Raw genomic sequence first — 20,779 nt, 5'->3', positions numbered from 1 at the left:
ACCTATGGTCCGGGGGCGCGGGAACCCAAGCATCAGAACGCAACTGACTCCGCATCCGAGTGAGAGTTCTTCGCCGGCTGCCATGGGGCCTCGGCTGAAGAACCCCGAGTTTTCCTGAACACGCCGGGATGGCAGCCAACCGGCTAACGGGCCCCGAACCACGCCGGTCCGAGGCAGACGCGGCCGCAGAACCCAATCCGAACCAGATCACGCAAAGCGCATCAGCGGCACAAACGATCCGGGTTAGGCTCACGGCCCTTGTTGTTCGACCGCTTGGAGTTTCGCCGATGACGATGCCCCCGTCTCCAGCGCACAGCCGACCCGGCCACACGCCGCACGGCTCGCCGATCGACACCGACGGCCCGCGGATTCCGCTGTACTCACCCGAATTCTCGTCGGATCCACACGGCACCTATCGCAAGATGCGTGAAAGGTACGGCTCGTTGGCGCCGGTGGAGTTGGCGCCGGGCGTACCCGCCACCTTGGTGATCGGGTATTACGCCGCAGTCCGGATCCTCAACGACCCGGACCATTTTCCGGCCGATCCGCGCACCTGGGAACAGGACATTCCCGCCGAGTGCCCGTTGCTACCGATGATGAAGTGGCGGCCGAACGCGCTGCGCAACGACGGCGTCGCGCACGCTCGCTATCGACAGGCCAACATCGCGGGTCTCGACGGTGTCGATCAGTACCTCCTGCACGACATCGTGGCGCAGATCGCGATCCCGCTGATCAATTCGTTCTGCGCGGACGGGTCCGCGGATCTGGTCCGCCAGTATGCGCTTCCGCTGGCCTTCGCGGTGCTGAACGCCATGCTCGGCTGTCCCGCCGAGCTCGCACAGCAGGCCGCAACCAGTTTGCGGGCTATCGTCGAGGGCGGCGCCGGCGCGGAGAACGGGAACAAGACCCTCGCCGAGGCGCTGACAAGGTTGATCCTGCTCAAGCGAGCCGAACCCGGCGACGACGTGACCACGCGGATAATGCAGCACCCAGCCGAGCTGAGCGATACGGAAATGGTGTATCAGCTGAGCACGCTGTACGGCGCGGGTATCGAACCGCAGCAGAATCTGATCGTCAACACCCTGCTGCTGATCCTGACCGACGAGCGATTCGGCGGCAGCGTGCTGGGCGGGAGCCTGTCGACCCGGGATGCTCTCGACGAGGTGTTGTTCAACGATCCGCCGATGGCGAACTTCTGTATCAGCTTCCCGAAGCAGCCGATCCTGATCGACGACTTCTGGCTGCCCGCCCACCAACCTGTCCTGATCAGCATGACCGCCTGCAATACCGACCCAGCGATCGGCTCCGACCAGTACGCGGGGAATCGCGCCCATCTGGCTTTCGGTGGCGGGCCACACCGGTGCCCCGCCAGTTCGCTGGCTTACCTGATCGCCCAGGATGCCATCGACCAGCTGCTGGACGCGTTGCCCGAGATGCGTCTGGCACTACCACCTGATGAGCTGACCTGGCGGCCGGGCCCGTTCCACCGAGCAATGACGGCCCTGCCCGTCGTCTTCCCGGAATCACCGCCGCTGCCTCTGGCGTAAACGCGTTACGGTCGCCAGCCGTCTCTCCAGAAGAATCCGACTTCCACCGACTACAATCGACCGTTCCATCGAGCAGCATTGAATTAGGAATTCTTCCAATGGCTTTCAGTTCGCGGGCACAGTCGCAGCCACACCGGCAGTCGCAGGTGCGGGTGCCGGAGGAGGCGGGCGAAAACAGAATAGGTCTGGCCGCAGTAACGGACGGCTTCCTGGTGTTATTCGTCGGCCTCGGTGTCTCTCAGCGCGTTTTTCCCGACACCGACGGCGCTGTGGCGTTTCTCGCGGCGTGGGTCGTCTGCGTGTTCGCGCTGTCCTTCGCCAATCATGTGATCGGCACCCTGCTTTTCCGGGGAAGTATCGCCAAGCTCCTCTATGGCATGCGGGTGGTGCGGTGGAAGGACGGCCGACGCCCACGATTCTGGCAGACGCTCTGGCGGTGGTTGTTCGGCTTCGTCGTTATCGCCATGCAATACATCTTGGAGGGCGAAAGTGTCGGGCAGGCGTGTGGCCTGCGGACTGTGCGCCGACGTGACGAACTCAGGACATAGCGCCCACCGGATGCTCCTTCTGCCAGTGTTCGGCGATGTCGATGCGGCGGGTGATCCAGACCTGGTCGTGCGACTGCACATGGTCGAGCAACCGCTCCAGCGCGGCGGTGCGGGCGGGACGGCCGACCAGCCTGCAGTGCAGCCCGATCGACAGCATCTTCGGACTACCCTCCGCGCCTTCGCGATACAGCACGTCGAAGGCGTCGCGCAGATGCGCGAAGAACTGTTCGCCGGTGGGGAATCCGGCGGGCGAGGCGAAACGCATGTCGTTGGTGTCCAGGGTGTAGGGCACCACCAAATGGTCCCGGTCGTGCACCCGCACCCAGTACGGAAGGTCGTCGGCGTATGAGTCCGAGTCGTAGACGAACCCACCGTGCTCCACCACCAGCTCACGGGTGTGCGGCGAGTCGCGGCCGGTGTACCAGCCGAGCGGCGCGGCGCCGGTCAGTTCGGTCAGGATGCGCACCGCCTCCGCCATGTGCGCCCGTTCGGTGTCGCGGTCGGTCAGCTGGTAGGACTTCCAGCGCAGGCCGTGACAGGCGATCTCGTGGCCGAGATCACGAAAAGCGGCCACCGCCTGTGGATTTCGTTGCATAGCACGGGCAACGGCGAATATGGTCAACGGCAGCTCGCGCCGGTCGAAGACGCGAAGCACCCGCCAAAGCCCAGCACGGGAGCCGTACTCGTAGAGCGATTCCATGCTCATATGGCGATTCGGAAACGCTTCCGCCGGAGTCATTTCCGAAAGGAACGTCTCGGAGTGCTCGTCGCCGTCGAGGACATTGCTCTCGCCGCCTTCCTCGTAGTTGAGCACGAACTGGACCGCGATCCGCGCGTCGCCCGGCCATTTCGGGTCGGGCGGCCTCGGGCCGTAGCCGACGAAATCCCGTTCGCTCATGCGGTGTCCTCTCTGGCATGAGCGGGAGGCCCTCCGTGGTTACGCAGGCTGCCGCCTCCGGGCCTTGACCCGCTCATGCGCCGAGCTCCCCGTACAGCCGCAGCCGCGCGAGCCCGCCGTCGGGATAGATGTCCAGGCGGACCTCCTCCACCGACACGGCCACCGGCGCGATCGGGAAACGGTGCCTGGTGTCGGGCAGCAGCGCGGTACGCGGCAACAACTCCAACTCGGTCCCGTCGTTGGTGCGGCCGGTGAGCCGGGCCGCACCCGGACTGTTGCCGAGAAAGTAAGAAGTGTCCAGCTCTGCGAGCCGGATCAATCCGGGCCCGGCCAGCCGGATGTGCACCCAGTCGTTGCCGTCGTCCCTGCGACGGGCGGTCTCCCAGCCGTCGCCCATGCGCCGCGCCAGCCCCGGATAGAGCAGCTGATTGGGCGAGCTGTAGAAGCGATTGGAGCAGTCCAGCACCAGCGCGCCGTTCTCCAGCGCGGCCAGATCCAGCGGGCCGATGCCGAGCAGCCTCTGGTCCGGCCTGCCCTCGCCGTGCACCCGCAGCCTGGCCACGCCGCCGTCGGGGTGCATGGTGAGTTTCACATGCGTCCAGCGCTTCTCGCTCTCGACGGTGAAAAGGTTGCGGCTGTCGCCCGCTACCGGGGAGCGGTCGATCAGCACAACCCAATCATCGTGCGCGGCAATGGATTCTGCGGGCAGATAATCATCGATCTCCAGCGCGGAGACCGAGACCGCGGGCGGATAGTTGCCCGTGAACCACGCGGTGTCGACCACGATCCCGCGGATCACGCCCGGCACGCCGAGCCGCACTATCGCCGAGTCGTCGCCGGGCCGTCCACGGTGTCTGCGAGTCTCCCAGCCGTCATAGATCTGCCCCTTGTGCCCGAAGGTGGACGGCCGGTAATCGGCCGGGCCCGGGTTGATCAAATTCTCCTTCTCCGCGAAGGATTCGTCATCGGCCCAGATCACCGCGCCGCCGAGCGGGCGAACCGCCAGATCCGGTAGCAGCGTGAACTCTTCGTTCTCGACGAGATCGCGCATCACACCTCCTGTATGTTGCGGGACACCCGCACCCTGTCGGCGTCGATGAGCGCTGCGCGATTGTGTCTCATCACACCTCCTGTATCTTGCGGGACCGTACCGTTCGGGTGGCCGTTCATGGCGTCTCCGGCGGAATCGGTGTACGGGCCACCAAGGCGCGCAGGACCGCCTCGGTCAACTCGGGGGCGCCCGAGTCGTCGCGGGCGCCGCAGTCGATCCCGCGCAGCACAGTGGCGGCCAGCGCTTCCGCGGTGGCAGGCTCGTCCAGCACGCCGCCGCCGCGCCGGTCCAGGTAGGCCCGCAGACGCGGCACCGCCACGTCGATCGCCGTGCGGAAGAAGTCGTAGGTAGCCAGCCAGCGGGTGACCAGGTGGCCGGGATGCATGTCCCAGCCCTGGTAGTAACCGCGTCGCAACGATCGGGCGACCAGGCGGTGATGGTTGCGCAGCGCCACTTCGGGCTCGGCGTCGGGCACGATCTGGGTGGAGCCGTCGCACACCCACACGCCGGTCTGCGCTGCCGCCACCTGCATGGCCGACTTGGCGTAGTCGGCGGCCGGGTGGTCGAGCGCCTGATCCGGTGCGGCGACACCACAGGCGGCGGTGTAGTCGTAGGTGCCGAAATGCAGTCCGCTGCATCGCCCCTCGGCCAGTCCGATCATCTCGGCCACCGGCGCGGTGCCGTCCGCGGCGATAATCGCCTGCGGACTCTCGATCTGCAGTTCGAAGCGCAGCGTGCCCTCCGGGATGCCGTAGCCGCGCTCGAGGCCCGCACAGAGCTGCGTAAGCGCCATAACCTGTGGCACAGCACGGATTTTCGGCACCGTGAAGACAAATCCGTTCGGTACTCCGCCCGCGCTGTCGAGCACCAGTTCGAGCGTGCGCAGGGCACGGTTGCGCTCGCCGCCTGCCAGGCCCTTCATTCGAATGCCACCGGTCGGGCTGCCGGGCCGCCGCGCCCAGGCCGCGAGCACGGCGCCCGCCGCCGCCGCGGCGCGGTCCTCCTCGGCGTCGGCACGGAAGCCGTAGCCGTCCTCGAAGTCGATGCGCAGGTCCTGGACCGGATCTTGCTCCAGCCGTCTGCGAACGTCCGGTAGCGAAGCGGTTCGGTCGAGGGCCGCCAGCAGGTCGAAATGGCGGTCGAGCAGCTCGACGGCGGCCGCGCCCCATTCCCGCGGGGTCTCCTCGGCGACCCGATCGGCGGGGACGTACACGGTGTGGATCGGCTGCGGCCTGCCGTTCGAGCCCGGATACCTGCGGCGCAGGTCAGCGTCGACCCCGTCGAGCAGTGCCTCGATCCTGGCGCGGACGTTCGCGGGCACCTTGATCACCGTCGGTCCTCCTCCTGGATCGCACGCCAGACCCGGTCCGCCGTCATCGGCAGCCGGACCATGCGCACCCCCACAGCGTCGCGGATCGCGTTCGCCAGAGCGGGCGCGACCGGGTTGTACGGTGACTCGCTCATCGACTTGGCGCCGAGCGGTCCCAGCTCGTCGGCCGTGTCGGCGAAGTACACCTCGGTGCGTGGCACGTCAGCGAACTGCGGGACGTGGTAGTGCCGCAAGGTCCGTGTGGTCACCACACCATGATCGCTGCGCATGTCCTCGTACAACGCCGAACCGACGGCCTGCGCGACACCTCCCTCCACCTGCCCGCGGCACTGCACCGGGTTGAGCACCGTGCCCGCGTCGGCGGCATGGACCGACTGGAGGATGCGGACCGAGCCGGTGTCGGGGTGCACGGCGACGCGGACGGCGTGCACGTTGAAACTCACCGACCTGGGGCTGCCCGCGTGCTCGCCGTGCGCGGTCAGCTCACCGTCGACCAGCAGCTCGTCCGCGCCGAGCAGCCGGTCGCCACAACGGACGCCGCCGGCCTCCAGCACGCAGTCGTGCTTGGGAATGCCCGCCAGCTTCGCCGCCCTGGCCAGTATGAGCGCGCGCAGCTCCCGCGCCGCCGCATAACAGGCGTTGCCGGCGACCACGATGCCGGTGGAGCCGAACGCGCCGGTGTCGTGACCGACCAGGTCGGTGTCGGACTGCCGAATCACGATGCGGGACGCGTCGGTGTCCAGCGCGGTGGCGGCCAGCTGCGCGTGCACCGTCGTCGTGCCGTTACCGAATTCCGCCGTGCCGACCCGGATCTCATAGCGTCCGTCCGGCAGCAGACTCACCGTCGCGTCCGAATGGTGCCCACGCGGCGGGATCGTCGCGATCATCGCGGCGGCCATGCCGGTGCCGACCCGCCATTCCGCACCCGGAGCACGAATATCGTTGCCGCGCAGCAGAGCTCGCTCGGCGAGGTCGAGACACTGATCGAGGCCGTAGCTGCCGAACACCAGGTCGCCTTCGTTCACCGCCGCGCCGACGAGCGGGTCGCCGGGCACCACCACGTTGCGCCGCCGGAACTCGAACGGGTCGATGCCGAGCGTGCTGGCGAGATCATCCAACGCCGACTCCACCCCGAATATGACCTGGCCGAGGCCATAGCCGCGGAATGCGCCGGAAGGAAGGTTGTTGGTGTACACCACCTGGGCGTCGACCCGCTTGTTGGCGCAGCGGTAGATCTCCACCGACTCGCCGACACCGTGGAACATCACTCCCGCACTGTGGTTGCCGTACGCCCCGGCATCGGCTAGAACGTCGACGGCCAACGCGGTCAGTACGCCGTTCGCGTCGGCGCCCGCCGACACCGCGACCCGCATCGGATGGCGGCAGGTCGCGGCGGTGAACTCGTCGGAGCGGGTGAACTCGTACTGTACCGGCCTGCCGGTACGCAGCACGGCCAGCGCGATCAGGTCCTCGACCAGCATCTCCTGCTTGGCGCCGAACCCGCCGCCGACCCGCGCGGCGAACACTCGCACCTGCGCGCGCGACAGCCCGAACAGGTGGCACAGTTCGTCGCGCACCAGGAAAGGAACCTGGGTGCTGCACCGGATGACGAGCCTGCCGTCGGCATCCAGCCATCCGATCCCGCCGTGCGTCTCCATATGCACGTGCTGCCCGCGCGGCGAATCCCACACACCCCGCACCACGTGCGCCGCGGCGGCCAGACCCGCCGCCACATCGCCGACGGCGCCGTGCACTTCGGCGACCAGGTTGCGGTCGGCATCCGCGATCCGGGCCGCGTCCGATTTGTCCCCGTGCAGTTTCGGCGCACCCGGGAGCAGCGCCTCCTCCGGATCGAACACCGCGGGCAAAATCTCATAGTCCACCCGCAGCAGCGCGCACGCAGCGCGGGCGACCGCGACGCTCTCGGCCACGACCGCCGCCACGCGCTGTCCGACGAAACGGACGGTGCGGTCGAGCACATAGGTGTCATCGGGGTCGTCCGCCCGCAGCTGGTGCCGCGCTGACGAGAACGCGACAGGTGGCGAGTCGGCGTGGGTGAGTACCGCATGCACGCCGGGCAGCGCTTCGGCGGCCACGGTGTCGATCGATCGGATCACCGCGTGCGCGTGCGGGCTCGGCAATACCGCAATATGCAGCGGGGGCGTCGGAGGCGCCGTGGCGGTGTCGCCCCGCCTCGTGACGGGATCGCCCGGTCGCCCGCCGTCCGCGATGGCGCGGGGCAGCACATCGAAGGTGAAAGGCTCGGTGCCGGTGACGATGCGGGGTCCGGCCGGAGCCCCGACTCCGCTGCCGGCCCGCCCTGTCGTATCGACCGGTTGCGCTGGAGTCGCGTCCGAGGTGGGGTCGTCCGCGGTTCTCGGCGTGCCCAGCGCCGCTCCGATCGCCCGGTAACCCGTGCAGCGGCACAGGTTTCCCTTCATCAATTCGGCGCGTTCCGTCTCGGACTCGCCGACCTGTCCTGCGATTCCGCAACCGAGGCCCGCGGCCGTGACAACCATGCCCGCGGTGCAGAAACCACATTGGAATCCGGCGTTGTCGAGGAACCTGCGCTGCACCGGATGCGGGTCGTCCGGCGTCCCGAGCCCGGCGGCCGTGGTGATGACACGTCCGGCGGCGCGGTAGGCCGCGAACACGCAGGAGTGCACCGCCGCGCCGTCGACCAGGACCGAGCACGCGCCGCAATCGCCCGCGTCACAACCCTTTTTCACGGCCAGATGCCCACTGTCGCGCAGCGCGGTCCGCAGGCATTGCCCCGGCCGTACTTCGATCTCGACGGGCCTGCCGTCCACCTCGAACCTCATCACGATGCACGCTCCCGCAATTCCGCGGCGACCTCGCGGGCAAGCAGCCCTGCGACGTGCCGACGCCAATCCGGCGATCCGTGCGGGTCGTCGAACCACAAGGCGGAATCGATCGCGCCGACCGCGCCCGCGATCTCGGTGTCGCTCGGTGGCACAGCGAAATCCAGCACGACGGGCCGGATGGTGGCGGCCGTGAGAGTGACAGCACTCCGGCCGTCCAGGTTCCGCCGGCCCATCACCACGGCACCGGACCGCCCGAGCGGCGCGAGTGCGATCTTCCGAAAGCTGGTCCGCGCCAACAGACTCGACAGTGGAACGGTGATGGACCGCAGTACATCACCCTGCTGCAGCACGGTATATCCCGGACCAATAACGAAGTCCTGCAAGGGAATATGCCGATCCGACCCATCCGACGACCACACCAGCGCGACGCCGTCGAGTGCGGTCAGCGCCCCGAGCACCGCACCGGCGGGCAGAGCGAGACAGACGTTGCCGCCCACCGTGGCGGTACGCCAGATCTTGTGTGACGCGAGCAGGGCCCGGCAGGATCGCGCGAACAATGCGGTCCCCGGCCACCCTTCGCGCAGCACAGGTGTCCCCAGCTCGCGCCCCGGCGCGGCCCCCGCGAATTCGGCCAGGGTGCAGGTCGCGGCGATCTCCAGTCCGTCCGCGACCACCTCCAACGCGGGCCACCCCATGGTCGTGATGTCCACCAGCCGCTCCAACCGATCCTGCGGCTCGGAAAACAGAAACGTCCCGCCGGCGAGAACCGCGGTCGACGCCCCGAGCGCCCTCAGATCCGCTCGTTCGCGCGCGACCACTACCTCCCGGATCGTGTCCAGGTCCACGTCTCACCTCGTTCCTGCCTCTCCGCCAAAGGTAGAGCCGGTCGATTGCCGCGATGTTGCGCGACACCCACCGCAGATTTCGCGGCCGTTACCTGGTCGCGAGCGACCGTCCCCGGCCGAGCCCCGTCCGGCCGGGCGCATCGCCGCCACAGCTGCACCGACCCAGGCTCCACCGACTGTCCGAACCGACACTGTTCCAGTATCTCGCTTATGGCCTGACCAGGCACGACACCGGGAGGGCAGGCACACCCGGCACTGCGCTCGGCGGGGGCACCATGCCGCGTGTACGGCCCTCCCCTCAGCGCCGCAAAGAACGACGGCAGGCTCGCCGCATCTCCTCGCTGGATCAGGCGATATCGGCGGCGCTGGCGCCCTGGCGCAAGGTCGACACTCTCTACTACATCTGTATTACGTCAGGCGCGCGACGGGCCTGCCACGGTTCCCGCCTACCCTTCCAGGACGTAATCGGCAGCACAGCAAGCACGATGGGGGTTCTCCATGCAGCGTTCCAACTGGCCGCTCCTCGACGGCCGCACCCGGCCGCTCGAGATGAACGAGTGGGGCGACCTGGCCGTCATGGACCCCGATGCCGGCAAGCAGCCGCGCGGACGCGAGTTCCTGGCGGCCGAGAAGGACTGGCTGCACATCGACGCCGGAAGCACCCTGGACAACCCCATCGTCACCCTCTACGCCGGAGATGACCCGGGAGCAGAGAGCGGCTGGGACGAGGTCGAAGAGATTACCGTGATCTCCACGACCGGCTTCCTCGCCCTGTGCGACAGCGGATACGAGCCTCTGCGCAAAGAGAATCTCGCCACCGCAGGAGTCGGCCCCTACCTGATCCGCGTTCATGCCAGTGACCGGTCGTCGGACGGCAAGAAGCCCCGCTTCCTCATTCAGGTCATCCCCGGCGAGCGTACGGGGGCCGAGCCCGAGCCGCCCTCCTCCGCGATCGAGGAGGCCGTGGGTCCGCTCCTGGTGCGGACGTCCTTCGAGCAGCCAGATGAGTGGGCACGCTTCCTCCAGGCCCTCGAAGGAGGCTCGGATCGCTACAAGTCGATCACCGTCATCGACAACCGCGCCTACGCGGGCTTCACGGCGGATCAGATCCAGGCGCGGATCGGGCGCGATGACGAGGACTGGCCCGACAGCACTCTCGTCCTCGTCGCCGACGAGTGGGCACTGGCCTCCGCGGAGTTCCCGTTGCTGGCCGTGAACAACCTGCCCGACGATGACGACGATCCGTTCAGGATCACCCTCGCAGCGGCCGGTTCCTTCGTCGTCAACATGGCGCTGGCAAACACGAGCTTTGGTGAGTGGAGCTGTGGTGTCGACGCCGACGGCGTCTACCGGGAAGAGCACTACTGACAGCGCCAAGGGGGCACACCACGTGGTGTTCGCCCCACGTACCGCGGGGAAGGTCTCAGCCTTGGTCGCCGTTTTCGCACTTGCCTCACAGTGCTCCGGCCTTCGCTGAGCGTGTACGAGGACACCTTCGAACTCTCGACATCGACGCTCTTCTGAACAAATCGACGTAACAGGCAGTACAGGGGCATCGGCGCTAATCAGGGTTTCGGACTGGCGAATTCGCGTATTCAACGGTAGGAGCAGCAGCTGTCGTTTGCCACCGCGACTACTGCTCGCCAGGTCGGCGATGCCATCGTGGGTGCGGCGCACGGGCAGCCGGGCATGATCGCCGGCTCCGCCGTCGGCACGGCCATCCACCTCGGCTCCGTCCTGCTGTCGGGCAAGCGCAGGTGATCGTGCTGACCGTGTCGCTGCTGCTGGAAATGGTGCCGTCGGCAGTCGCCGGGCTCGTCCGGGCGAGGCCGGGTGGCAAGCCTCGACGCGCTGACCAGGGTGGGCCTGCTCGACGGCAGGCACACCGCCGCAGAGCTGGGATCCGCCAGAAGGACGCCTGCGGTTCCCAGCCACAGCCCTCGATGACGATCACCGGGTCCATGCGAGCCCGGCTTCCGGAGCGTCGACACGCGCCACGGTGGCATGGATCAGGCCGTAGGGACGGTCGGCGGCGTGGTAGACCTCGCCGCGGTTCTCGATGCCGAACCGGGCCAGGTCCTAGCCGAAGTGGTGTTTGTTCGGCAATGTCTCGAAAGTCGGTGCGGTGAAACATATCCGGAACGTGGCCAGGACACGCATGAGGGTGCCCGATAAGGTGGGGCCTGGAGCATCGTCGGAACACTCTATCGTCAGCGATGGGTTGTACATGCACCGCCGATGCTCCACCAGCCAGCCCCCGAAATGCTTGCACGACATGCTGTTACGTCGCCGATGCACCCTGGTCACGGCCAGGGAGAGAAGGAGCGCGAGCGTTCCACGTGGCTGTAGGAGGGCGAGGACATCCGGGACGGCTGCCCTCGAGACCGGCGAGTCAATCGAGGTGAGCCAGTGCGACGGGTGATGCGATCAGCGCTTACGGTGTTGGCGAGCTGTGCCCTCATGACGCCCCTCGGCGGTCCCGCGGAAGCGACCCCTGAGCCGCACTCCGAAGAGTGGTGGTTCGATTCCTTCGCCATCCAGAGCATCGTCTGGCCGCTGACGAAGGGCGCAGGCGTCACCGTTGCCGTATTGGACACCGGCGTGAACGCGGATCTGCCCGAGTTCAACGGTGTGGTGCTGCCCGGTGCCGATTTCAACGGGACCGGGACCGACGGCAGGCAGGATATCGATCCGGAGAGCGGCCACGGCACCGGCATGGCGAGTCTGATCGCCGCACAGGGCGAGGGACCGACCAACTGGGTGGGGATCGCCCCTGAAGCGCGGATCCTTTCAGTCGTCGACCGAGAAACGTCACCCGACGTAGAAGCCCAGTCCATTCGTTATGCCGTAGACCATGGGGCGAAGGTCGTCAGCATGTCGCACGCGGACATCGCGGCCGCCTACCCCGATCATTGCCCTCCCCAGGTTCTCGATGCGGTCGCGTACGCGGCGAAGAAGGATGCCGTTCTCGTTGCCAGCGCCGGGAATGACGGCGACAGCGGTAACGACCCTCAATATCCGGCCGCCTGTCCCGGCGTCGTAGCGGTTGGCGCGTACGACCACCAGGGCAATCCGTGGGAGAAGACACAGCGGCAGGACTACGTCACGGTCGCCGGGCCGGGTGTCGACGTCGGGTCGCTCGGCAAGGACGGCCGGCTCTACCACCACGGGTACGGGACCAGCCAGGCGACGGCGCTCGTCGCGGGCGCGGTGGCATTGATCCGCTCGAAGTTCCCTGACGAGTCCGCACGGCGGATCGTGCAGCGGATCACGGCGACGGTCACCGACGTGGGCCCTTCCGGCAGGGACGATCAGACGGGCTATGGAGCCCTCAGCCTCCGTAATGCGTTGCGGCAGAATGTTCCGACCACCGCGCCCAACCCGGTCTACGAACGCCTGGACCAGGCACTCGCCGCGCAGAGCATGACACCGGGCGCTGGCACGAGCACGCCCGCTGCGTCGCATAAAGAGGGCTCGTCGTCGCTTTCCACCGTCCTGACCTTCGTCGGCGTTTTCGCGATCATCATCCTGGGCATCGTGATCGCCACCGTGATCAAGAGCCGCCGTCGGCCGCCGTCGCCTCCGGCACAAGGGCGTTGATGGGGATGTTCGGCGCGCGAGTGGCCTTCAGCTGTACGGCTGACCCTCAAAACGGGGCCAGACCGTGAGGTCGTCCAAATGTTCCCTTACCGGTCCGCCGCTCCAGCTTCGTTGTGGCGCACGCTGATAGCCAACGCCAAACGTGAGCTGACGTTCGCGGGCTACACCAACTACTTCCTGTGGCTGGAGCACGCGAATCTGTCCAACCTGCTTCGCCGCAAAGCCGCAAACGGGTGCCGCATCCGATTCCTGATCGGCGACCCGGACAGCGACGTCACCCGCGAACGGGAACGCGAGGAGAACGTTCCGCTGACCCTCGCGACCCGCATCGCCGTAACCGTCGGCGAACTGCACAAGCTGCGCAGAATCGACAACATAGAAGCACGATTCGAGACCGGACACGTAAACCTGTCGGTGTTCCGCTTCGACAACGACATGATCGTCACCCCCATCCTCGCGCGCAGGGTTGGCCACGACTCGCCGATGCTGCACATCAGGCGCGAACAGAACGATGGCATGTTCGATCGCTTCACTGACCACGTCGAAGAACTCTGGACCCGCGGCCAAAGCATCTGGGAGGAAGCCTGTCATGGGACGTCGTGACTACGAGAACGACCCGAACGCACCCGCACCGAACAGTCTTGTGCCCGCGGCCTCCGTCGTCGTAGTGAACGAAGACGGGCAAGTGCTCCTACAGCGTCGCGTCGACAACGACATGTGGGCGCTACCGGGCGGAAAGATGGAACTCGGCGAATCCCTCGCCGAATGCGGGATCCGGGAAACCCGGGAAGAGACCGGGATGGACATCGAAATCGCGGGCATCGTCGGCACCTACACCAACCCCGGGCACGTATTCGCTTACGACGATGGAGAAGTCCGGCAGGAGTTCTCCATCTGCCTCCTCGGCCGCCCGGTCGGCGGTGAACTCAGCATCTCCGACGAGTCGCATGAGGTGGCGTGGTTCGCGCCGGACGAGATCGACGAACTGCCGATGGTCGCGAGCATCCGACGCCGTGTGGACGACTGGCGGTCGGGTGAGTGGCCGGCCATCCGGTAGGGCTTGAATCAAGGCTGATCATCACCGAAACCGACGCCGCCACCACCGAACTCGCCTACGCCGACAACGCCGTGCTTGCCGGCTGTCGGCGGGCCTGGATCGAGATCCGAACTCGAATAGTCGGGCGAAGATCCACCGAGCAGCACTGGGAGTTCTGGCGCACCCGGCGTATCGGTGGAGTCGATACGGGATGAATTCTGGCGTGGTGGTGGGTGCGGCGGGGTGAGGATGATAGGCATCGTCGAGGGAGATGTGCTCATTGCCGCGAGCGCGTCGGGCGATTGATGTCTAGTTGTCCTGTGCTGGGCGGAGAATCGGGTTGATCCCGGCCAGCATGGCGATCAGCCGGCTCGCTCCACGACGCGCCTGCTCATCAGGGGACCCGGTCAATATCTCGCACTCTCGCACGGCGGCGTCCCGGTCACGGGAGGACACCCCGAATACGTCGAGCACCGCTGTGTGGATCCAGTCGGCGTGGTTCGGGTCGGCGGCAGCGAGACCTGAGGCGACCGCTGCGAACCCGACCGTGTCCTGACGCCGGAGCAATGCCTCCGCCGTCGCGCGGGTGACGAATGTGTCGCGGGTATCGAGCACGAGGTCAAACAGCGGTCCCCTGGTCTGGGGTATCTCGGCGAAGCTGGCAAGGCAGCGACCTGCGTCCGCCCTGTCTCGGTAGTCGGGGCTTCCCGCAAGCTTGATCAGCCCGGCCACCACGGCGCCTCTCAGCTCGTTGCTCATGGACGCATTCTTCCGCGACCACGACGGGAGGTCCATCGACTTCCCGCCGACGACCGAGATCCGCGCGAAGGGCACACCTGCTGCCCGAAATGGAGCCGTCGGCAGTCGTCGGGCTCGTCCGGGCGAGGGCGGGGTGGCGCGCCTCGGCGCGCTGACCAGGGTGCGCCTGCTCTACGGCAGGCACACCGCCGCAGACCTGGATCCGCCAGAAGTACGCCGACTGCGCCAAGCCGAAGCCCCCTACAACAGCCTCGACGTGCGGCTGACCGACCGGATCCACGCAGATTCGAGCGCTACCCGACGTTCTGGACCGGGATCACCCGGCCTTCGCGATCAAGGCTGCCTGCGCGCGCGCCACCTGCGCGGCAACCGCATCCATGGCGACGGTACGCACTTCACCATCGCTCAGCACCGCACGCCCGTTGACGATCAGCGCGGCCAGTGGTGGGGCGGAGCCGAGGACGAGCGCGGTCACGGGGTCCTCGATCCCGGCGTGTGCGGCGGTGTCCAGGCGCCATAGCGCCAGGTCCGCCAGTTTGCCGACCTCGATGGAGCCGATCTCGTTTTCTCGCCCGAGCACTCGGGCACCACCGATCGTGGCCAGTTCCAGCGCGGTGCGGGCGGTCATCGCACCGGGACCACCCTTGTTGCGGGCATACAGCAGCGCGTTGCGCGGTTCCTCGATCATCGAGCCGGCTTCGTTGCTCGCTGCGCCGTCGACGCCCAGTCCTACCGGGACACCCGCGTGCACCAAGTCGGCGGTGCGGGCGACACCGGCGCCGATCCGCGCGTTCGAGGTCGGGCAATGTGCCACGCCGGTACCGGTTTTCGCCATGGTGGCGATGGCGGCGTCATCGAGGTGGATGGCGTGCGCGTACCAGACGTCGGGGCCGAGCCAACCGAGCCGCTCCAAGTACTGCGCCGGCGTGCTGCCCAAAGTCTGCTCACAGTAATCCTGTTCGTCGATGGTCTCCGCGAGGTGGGTATGCAGCCGCACCCCCGACGAGCGGGCCAGGACCGCCGACTCGCACAGCAGGTCCGGCGTGACCGAGAACGGCGAACACGGGGCCAGCGCGATCCGCAGCATCGAGTCGAACGACGGATCATGCCAGCGGGCGACGGCTTCCGCGCTCGCGGCGAGAATGTCGTCCAGGCTCTCCACCACGTGATCGGGTGGCAGCCCGCCCGCGCTCGCACCCAGATCCATCGAGCCACGGCACGGATGGAAGCGCAGACCCACCTCCTGCGCCGCGGCGATTTCGGCGCCGAGCAGGTCACCGCCCTCGCGCGGGAAGAGATAGTGGTGATCGGTCGTGGTGGTGCATCCCGTTCGGGCGAGCGCGGCGAGCGCACCGGTGGCGGCGACCCGCACCGCCTCCTCGTCGATACCCGCCCAGATCGGGTACAGCGTGGTGAGCCACTCGAACAGCGAGCTGTCCACCGCGAGGCCACGGGTAATCCACTGGTAGAGGTGGTGGTGGGTATTCACCAGCCCCGGGGTCAGCAGGCAGCCCCGGCCGTCGAAGCGCCGCGCGCCGGGTTCGGGTTCGGGCGCTTGCCCTGCACCGACCGCCGCTATCCGCTTGCCGCGTACGACGACATGACCACGCCGGTATTCGGTGCGCTGCGCGTCGACCGTCGCGATCGCACAGCCCTCGATGACGGTCACCGGGTCCATGCGGGCCCGGCTTCCGGTGCGTCGGCACGCGCCACGGTGGCGTGGATCAGGCCGTAGGGACGGTCGGCGGCGTGGTAGACCTCGCCGCGGTTCTCGATGCCGAATCGGGCCAAATCGTAGTCGAAGTGGTGTTTGTTCGGCGCGGCGAGCCGGATCTCGGCGAGCACCGGGTACGCCTCCAGCGTGGCCTTGCCCATCTCGAACAGCGTCTGCTGCAGTGCCTTCGAGTGCTTCGTCGCGAAGGTCTCCACCAGCCGCGCCCGCACCCCGGCGTAGACCTCGTCCCAGGCGACCCCGTCGGTGGCCGCGAATCGCCACTCGGCGATCAGCGAGGTGGCCAGCATCCGATCGTGGGTCGGCGCGAGCACGGTGAATTCGTCGGTCAGGAAGTCCGCGAACTCGGAGCCGGTCGACTTCAGGATGGTCAGGTCCTTCACTCCGCCGACGACCCACGCCTGCCGGTCCTCGCCCGCGCCCGCCACGGTGACCGCCGCCGTGCGCACCTCCGGACCACGGCGCACCCAGGTGTGATCGTGCTCGACGCCGCCGACCGTCACCCGCTGCCAGGCGTATTCGTCGACGTCGACGCGCGCGCTGGTCACCGGCTCGATCTCGGCGACGAAATGACCGGCCAACGCCAGCGCGTAGTCCTCGATCGCCCGCAGTCCCGGTTGCTTCGCGTAGGCGTACGCGGTCTGCTTCTGGGTATCGGTCGGCAGCACCTTCGCCTGGCTACCCGCGACGTACGCGTCGGCGAAATCTCCGCGCAGCACCGTGGAGACGGTCACGTCGCGGATCTCGTGCCGCGCGGTCTCCCGGTATATCCGGACGATCCGGTTCTCCGCCTTGCCGTATCGATGATCCGACAGCACGATCGGCCCGGTCAGTTCCATCTCGGCTCAGCTCCCTCGGTAGGTGGAAAAAGCGAAAGGCGACAGCAACAACGGCACGTGGTAGTGCCGCTCTTCGGTGACGGCGAACGCGATGGCGACCGATGGGTAAAAGGTTTCGACTTCGTATCGAGCGAAATAGGCGCCGGTGTCGAACACCAGACGATAGGTACCCGGGTCGAGCTCCGCACCGAACGCCCCGATCCGGCCGTCGTCGTCGGTCGCGCTCGAATCGAGCTGCCGTGCACGCCGATACAGCGTCACAGCGACCCCCGCGGCAGGCATGCCACGCACCGCGTCCAGCACATGGGTGCTCAACGTGCTCACCTCCGGTCCTCCAGCAGCCCGCGCAGCCGGATCCGGTTGATCTTCGCCAGTTCTGTTCGCACAATCTGCCTTTCGGTCTCGGGATCGTTGCGCAGCCGGTCGGTGAGCAGCGCGAGCAGCTCATCGGCCGACTTGCCGGTCGCGCAGACCAGGTAGATGTGCCCGAACCGCTCCTCGTAGGCACGGTTGCCTTCGGCCAGCGCCGCGCGAACCTCGTCCGCGGCCGTCGCGACCCCGGCCTGCTCACGCGCCGAGGCCGCCGAATGCGGCCGGTCCCCGATCCGGGGATGCCCCGCGAGGGCCAGATCGATCTCGGACTCGGGCAGCCGCGTCACTGCCGCGTCGGCGGTGTCCAAGAGCGCCTCGACACTCGGATATGGACGGCCCGCGACAAGCCAGCGAGCAAGACCCGGCGACGAGCAAGAGGCGAGCAATGCCTGATAGGCCGCGTCGTCGGACATCGCATCGAACCCCGCGAGGCCCGATCCCTGGTCTGCCATCCGACCAGCATCGACCACGACCCGCCCGGCCGCCAGCTGAAAGCGCGAGATCACCTTCGGCGTGTCGGAGGGGACGACACGGCGGGGCATACCGTCTGAGCACCGGTTTTACCTCGTGCGGAGGAAACAACGCGGTACTACCTTCATACCCATGGGTGTCCCCATCTCCCAGACCTGTACGGGCATCGTGCTCGCCGCGGGCGCCGGAACACGCTACGGGCAGCCGAAGGCGATCGCCGAAGGTGGCGCATGGCTGCGTGCCGCGGTGGCCGCGCTGACCGGTGGAGGCTGCGATCCGGTGATCGTGGTCCTCGGTGCGACCGGCCCTTCGCCGCAGATCGTCGATCTGCCGCCGGGCGCCCAGCACGTGTGGGCGGCGGACTGGGCCACCGGACTCGGCGCCTCGCTGCGGGCGGGTCTGATCGCGGCGGCGCGCACGCCCGCGCGGTTCGCCGCGATCATGCCGGTCGACACCCCGGATGTCGGGGCCGATGTGGTCACTCGAGTGACCGCAGCCGCGTTCGCGGCGCCGAGCGGTCTCGCGCGAGCCGTGTTCCACAACACACCGGGCCATCCCGTTGTCATCGCGCACAAGCATTGGAACGCGGTTTGCGCTGCCGCCGTAGGAGATTCCGGAGCTCGCACATATTTGTCAGGCAGGGACGATATGGTATGCGTCACGTGCGACGATTTGGCGACGGGGGTCGATCGTGACTTCCCGGCCACGACCGCACGGTGATCGGAGCTAGCTGATGCGGGACATCGTCGACGATCTGTTGCGGGTGTGGCATTCGGGCCGGACGGGTGGGCTGGCCACCATCGTGCGCACGGTGGGTTCCGCCCCGCTACCGATGGGCTCGGCAATGCTGGTCGACCCGGATGGCGGCGTGTACGGCGCGGTCGGTGCGGGCGGTCTGGAGGAGATCGCCTACGAGGCGGTGCTCCAAGCCGCGCGCACGGGCCGTCGCGCGTTGCACCGCTACGGCGTGGCTACCGGCATGGAGACGGGCGCGAACGGCGAGAACTTGATGGACATCTTCACCGAGCCGTTCTCCCGCCGCGACTTTCCAGAGTTTCCGGATGTGGCGGCCGAGATCGCCGCGCATCGCAGGGTCACCGTTTTCACCGTGGTGTGGAATTCCGACCAGGACCTGATCGGCCAGCACCTGATCACCGACAAGAAGCACGCCACCGAGCTGGTCTCGCTACCGGATTCGGATGTGTTCGTCGCCTCGTTCGCCCCGCCGCCTCGGCTGATCATCTTCGGCGCCAACTCGTTCGCGGCCGCGCTCACGGTGCAGGCCGGGCTGCTCGGATACCGGGTGACGATCTGCGACTCGCGGCCCAATTTCGCTACGCCGGAATCGTTTCCGGGTGCCGAGGTCGTCATCGACTGGCCGCACCGGTACCTCAACACCCTGTCCTCGGCGGGGGAAATCGACAGCAGCACCGGCATCGTCGTCCTCTCGCACGACCCGATGTTCGAGATTCCACTGCTCACCGTCGCGCTGCGATTACCCGAGCTCGGCTATCTCGGTGCGAAGGGGTCGCGTCAGGTGCACCTCCGGCGCATGGAGGACTTGCGGGCGGGCGGTTTCTCCGACGAGACACTGGCCCGCCTTCGTTCCCCGGCGGGTGTGGACATCGGCGCACGCACCGCGCCGGAAGTGGCGGTCGCGATCGCGGCCGAACTCCTCGCCGCGCGCGCCGCCCAACCGGCAAAACCGTCCGACCCATACAGCGGAGAGATCCCGGTTACGCCGAAAACCGTTGTGGGGCTGGGAATCTAGTCATTTCAGTGCGGGATTTTCGGCGTATACCTCGCGCAGTATGGACAGGTCGAAAAGCTGCTCGGCCTTGATGTCGATTTTGGCGCTGCGTAGCGCTGCGATGTTCTGCTCGATCAGTGTGTCGGTCATCGTGAGCAGGCCGTTCGCGGCCGTGTCCGGCGAAACCACGAGTTCGTTCTGGGCGGCAGCCTCTTTCGTCTGCTCATCGAGATCGAGCTTCTGGTCCTTGCCGTACACCTCGACCGCCAGCCTGGCCGACTCGGCGGGGGCGGCCACCGCGTCCTTCCAGCCCTTGATCTCGGCGACCAAGAATGCCTTCAGCTTGTCGCGCTCCTTGTCGATCGTGGACTGCTGCACCGTCAGCGTCTCGGCTACCAACGGCAAGTTGAAATCGGCGAACAAAAAATGCGTGTTCTGGAAACCTTTGGCCGCCAAGGTGATCGGCTCGTTGGTCACGTAACTGACCCATCCGTCGACTTCGCCGTTGGCCAGCGGTGTCGGATCGAACTGGGCGGGCACGATGGTGACATCGCTCGGCTTCAGGCCGTTGGCGGTGAGTAGCGCGTTGAAGATCAGCTGGTTCGTGTCCTGCACGCCGATCTTGCGTCCCTTCATGTCCTCGGGGGACCTGATCGGCCTGGCCGCGGAACTGACGATCGCGAACGGGTTCTTCTGGTAGGTGGTGCCGACGATCTTCGCGGGCAGACCCTCCAAGACCGCCGGCGCGGTGGTCTGCGGCGCGGAAAGCCCCAGCCACATCTTGCCGGTGTCCAAGCCTGCTTCCACCGAGGTGCTCGCGGCACCGCCCGCGACCAGATCGACCGAACCGAAACCGGCCTCTCCGAAGTAGCCTTTCGAGTCCGCGAAGTACTCTCCGGCGAACTCGATGTTCTTCAGCCAGGACAGCTGCACCGCGACCCTGCCGTATCTGGAACCGTCCGGCGTCGACCCGCCCGACGAGTCGCTGGAATCGCTGCCGCAGGCGGCCAGCGCTCCGGCACCGCCGAGCACGGCGCCGGTCAGCGCGGAGTAACGGAGAAACGAGCGTCGGTTCAGGTGCCCGAACGAAGAGCGTTGCGCGGGTGTCATGGGCCGAATCTAGGTCCACCGCGTTTCCTTTTCTTTACTTTGACGTTCCGAGCGTGGATTTGCGCG

At 67.3% G+C, this 20,779-nt stretch carries 19 protein-coding genes and 1 pseudogene; 8 read left to right on the top strand and 12 right to left on the bottom strand.

Translation table 11 applies throughout. The features are described from left to right. The first annotated feature begins 287 nt into the window (after window positions 1-287). Complete coding sequence (locus tag AB4Z47_RS22075) at window positions 288-1,547, top strand: cytochrome P450 (RefSeq protein ID WP_441953209.1); 1,260 nt, start codon at window positions 288-290, stop codon at window positions 1,545-1,547. A gap of 98 nt (window positions 1,548-1,645) precedes the next feature. Next, window positions 1,646-2,095 (top strand): RDD family protein, encoded by a 450-nt coding sequence (locus tag AB4Z47_RS22070; protein ID WP_441953208.1) that lies wholly within the window; start codon window positions 1,646-1,648, stop codon window positions 2,093-2,095. Here AB4Z47_RS22070 and puuE read toward each other — a convergent pair. From puuE to AB4Z47_RS22045, 5 genes are all read right to left on the bottom strand, one after another. Continuing rightward, entirely contained in the window at window positions 2,085-2,993 is a 909-nt protein-coding gene (gene puuE, locus AB4Z47_RS22065) for an allantoinase PuuE (protein WP_441953207.1), read from the bottom strand. The two genes, AB4Z47_RS22070 and puuE, sit on opposite strands and share 11 nt — an antisense overlap. A 73-nt stretch (window positions 2,994-3,066) precedes the next feature. Then, complete coding sequence (gene alc / locus AB4Z47_RS22060) at window positions 3,067-4,044, bottom strand: allantoicase (RefSeq protein WP_441953206.1); 978 nt, start codon at window positions 4,042-4,044, stop codon at window positions 3,067-3,069. A 115-nt stretch (window positions 4,045-4,159) separates the two neighbouring features. Then, window positions 4,160-5,374 carry a DUF6986 family protein gene (locus tag AB4Z47_RS22055; RefSeq protein ID WP_441953205.1) on the bottom strand — a complete coding sequence of 405 codons (1,215 nt, stop codon included), beginning with the start codon at window positions 5,372-5,374 and terminating at the stop codon, window positions 4,160-4,162. After that, window positions 5,371-8,196, bottom strand: coding sequence for a molybdopterin-dependent oxidoreductase (locus AB4Z47_RS22050; RefSeq protein WP_441953231.1), 2,826 nt, complete (start codon window positions 8,194-8,196; stop codon window positions 5,371-5,373). Before AB4Z47_RS22050 ends, AB4Z47_RS22055 begins: the two co-directional genes overlap by 4 nt. Continuing rightward, entirely contained in the window at window positions 8,196-9,044 is an 849-nt protein-coding gene (locus tag AB4Z47_RS22045) for an FAD binding domain-containing protein (protein WP_441953204.1), read from the bottom strand. Before AB4Z47_RS22045 ends, AB4Z47_RS22050 begins: the two co-directional genes overlap by 1 nt. A 498-nt stretch (window positions 9,045-9,542) precedes the next feature. Between AB4Z47_RS22045 and AB4Z47_RS22040 the strand changes: the two genes are divergently transcribed. Further along, entirely contained in the window at window positions 9,543-10,412 is an 870-nt protein-coding gene (locus AB4Z47_RS22040) for a DUF6924 domain-containing protein (RefSeq protein ID WP_441953203.1), read from the top strand. A gap of 582 nt (window positions 10,413-10,994) precedes the next feature. Here the strand turns inward: AB4Z47_RS22040 and AB4Z47_RS22035 are convergent. Then, window positions 10,995-11,147 (bottom strand): annotated as a pseudogene (locus tag AB4Z47_RS22035) (factor-independent urate hydroxylase); the annotation flags it as partial. A 357-nt stretch (window positions 11,148-11,504) separates the two neighbouring features. Between AB4Z47_RS22035 and AB4Z47_RS22030 the strand changes: the two are divergent. The 3 genes from AB4Z47_RS22030 (at window position 11,505) to AB4Z47_RS22020 (ending at window position 13,701) form a co-directional block, all read left to right on the top strand. Then, the gene (locus tag AB4Z47_RS22030; protein WP_441953202.1) at window positions 11,505-12,644 is read left to right on the top strand and encodes a S8 family serine peptidase; all 1,140 of its coding nucleotides are present in this window, start codon (window positions 11,505-11,507) and stop codon (window positions 12,642-12,644) included. A 78-nt stretch (window positions 12,645-12,722) separates the two neighbouring features. After that, window positions 12,723-13,247 carry a DUF5919 domain-containing protein gene (locus AB4Z47_RS22025; protein ID WP_441953201.1) on the top strand — a complete coding sequence of 175 codons (525 nt, stop codon included), beginning with the start codon at window positions 12,723-12,725 and terminating at the stop codon, window positions 13,245-13,247. Next, complete coding sequence (locus tag AB4Z47_RS22020) at window positions 13,234-13,701, top strand: NUDIX hydrolase (protein WP_441953200.1); 468 nt, start codon at window positions 13,234-13,236, stop codon at window positions 13,699-13,701. The genes AB4Z47_RS22025 and AB4Z47_RS22020 overlap by 14 nt, the downstream gene beginning before the upstream one ends. A 288-nt stretch (window positions 13,702-13,989) precedes the next feature. Here the strand turns inward: AB4Z47_RS22020 and AB4Z47_RS22015 are convergent, their stop codons facing one another. The 5 genes from AB4Z47_RS22015 to uraD form a co-directional block, all read right to left on the bottom strand. Continuing rightward, window positions 13,990-14,439: a hypothetical protein gene (locus AB4Z47_RS22015; protein ID WP_441953199.1), complete on the bottom strand. Its 450-nt coding sequence runs from the start codon at window positions 14,437-14,439 to the stop codon at window positions 13,990-13,992. 316 nt (window positions 14,440-14,755) lie between these two features. After that, the gene (locus AB4Z47_RS22010; protein WP_441953198.1) at window positions 14,756-16,117 is read right to left on the bottom strand and encodes an 8-oxoguanine deaminase; all 1,362 of its coding nucleotides are present in this window, start codon (window positions 16,115-16,117) and stop codon (window positions 14,756-14,758) included. Beyond that, complete coding sequence (gene pucL, locus AB4Z47_RS22005) at window positions 16,105-17,010, bottom strand: factor-independent urate hydroxylase (protein ID WP_441953197.1); 906 nt, start codon at window positions 17,008-17,010, stop codon at window positions 16,105-16,107. Before pucL ends, AB4Z47_RS22010 begins: the two co-directional genes overlap by 13 nt. A gap of 6 nt (window positions 17,011-17,016) precedes the next feature. Further along, window positions 17,017-17,334, bottom strand: a complete 318-nt coding sequence (gene uraH, locus AB4Z47_RS22000) for a hydroxyisourate hydrolase (RefSeq protein WP_441953196.1) — start codon at window positions 17,332-17,334, stop codon at window positions 17,017-17,019. Then, on the bottom strand, window positions 17,331-17,834 hold the full coding sequence (uraD, locus tag AB4Z47_RS21995; protein WP_441953195.1) for a 2-oxo-4-hydroxy-4-carboxy-5-ureidoimidazoline decarboxylase: 504 nt from the start codon (window positions 17,832-17,834) through the stop codon (window positions 17,331-17,333). The genes uraH and uraD overlap by 4 nt, the downstream gene beginning before the upstream one ends. Before the next feature lie 151 nt (window positions 17,835-17,985). On the opposite strand from uraD, the gene AB4Z47_RS21990 reads away from it, so the two are divergent. After that, window positions 17,986-18,573: a nucleotidyltransferase family protein gene (locus AB4Z47_RS21990; RefSeq protein WP_441953194.1), complete on the top strand. Its 588-nt coding sequence runs from the start codon at window positions 17,986-17,988 to the stop codon at window positions 18,571-18,573. A 13-nt stretch (window positions 18,574-18,586) separates the two neighbouring features. Beyond that, a complete protein-coding gene (locus AB4Z47_RS21985; protein WP_441953193.1) occupies window positions 18,587-19,624 on the top strand; it encodes an XdhC family protein in 1,038 nt (345 codons plus the stop codon). Here the strand turns inward: AB4Z47_RS21985 and AB4Z47_RS21980 are convergent, their stop codons facing one another. Continuing rightward, complete coding sequence (locus tag AB4Z47_RS21980) at window positions 19,625-20,713, bottom strand: ABC transporter substrate-binding protein (protein ID WP_441953192.1); 1,089 nt, start codon at window positions 20,711-20,713, stop codon at window positions 19,625-19,627. It lies immediately after the preceding gene. Between the last annotated feature and the right edge of the window lie 66 nt (window positions 20,714-20,779).

Origin of the sequence: Nocardia sp. 2TAF39 (assembly GCF_052114905.1) — a bacterium.
Taxonomy (GTDB): Bacteria; Actinomycetota; Actinomycetes; order Mycobacteriales; family Mycobacteriaceae; genus Nocardia.
Note: the sequence above shows the minus strand (reverse complement) of the source record. Positions and strands in the feature narration are given on the sequence as shown.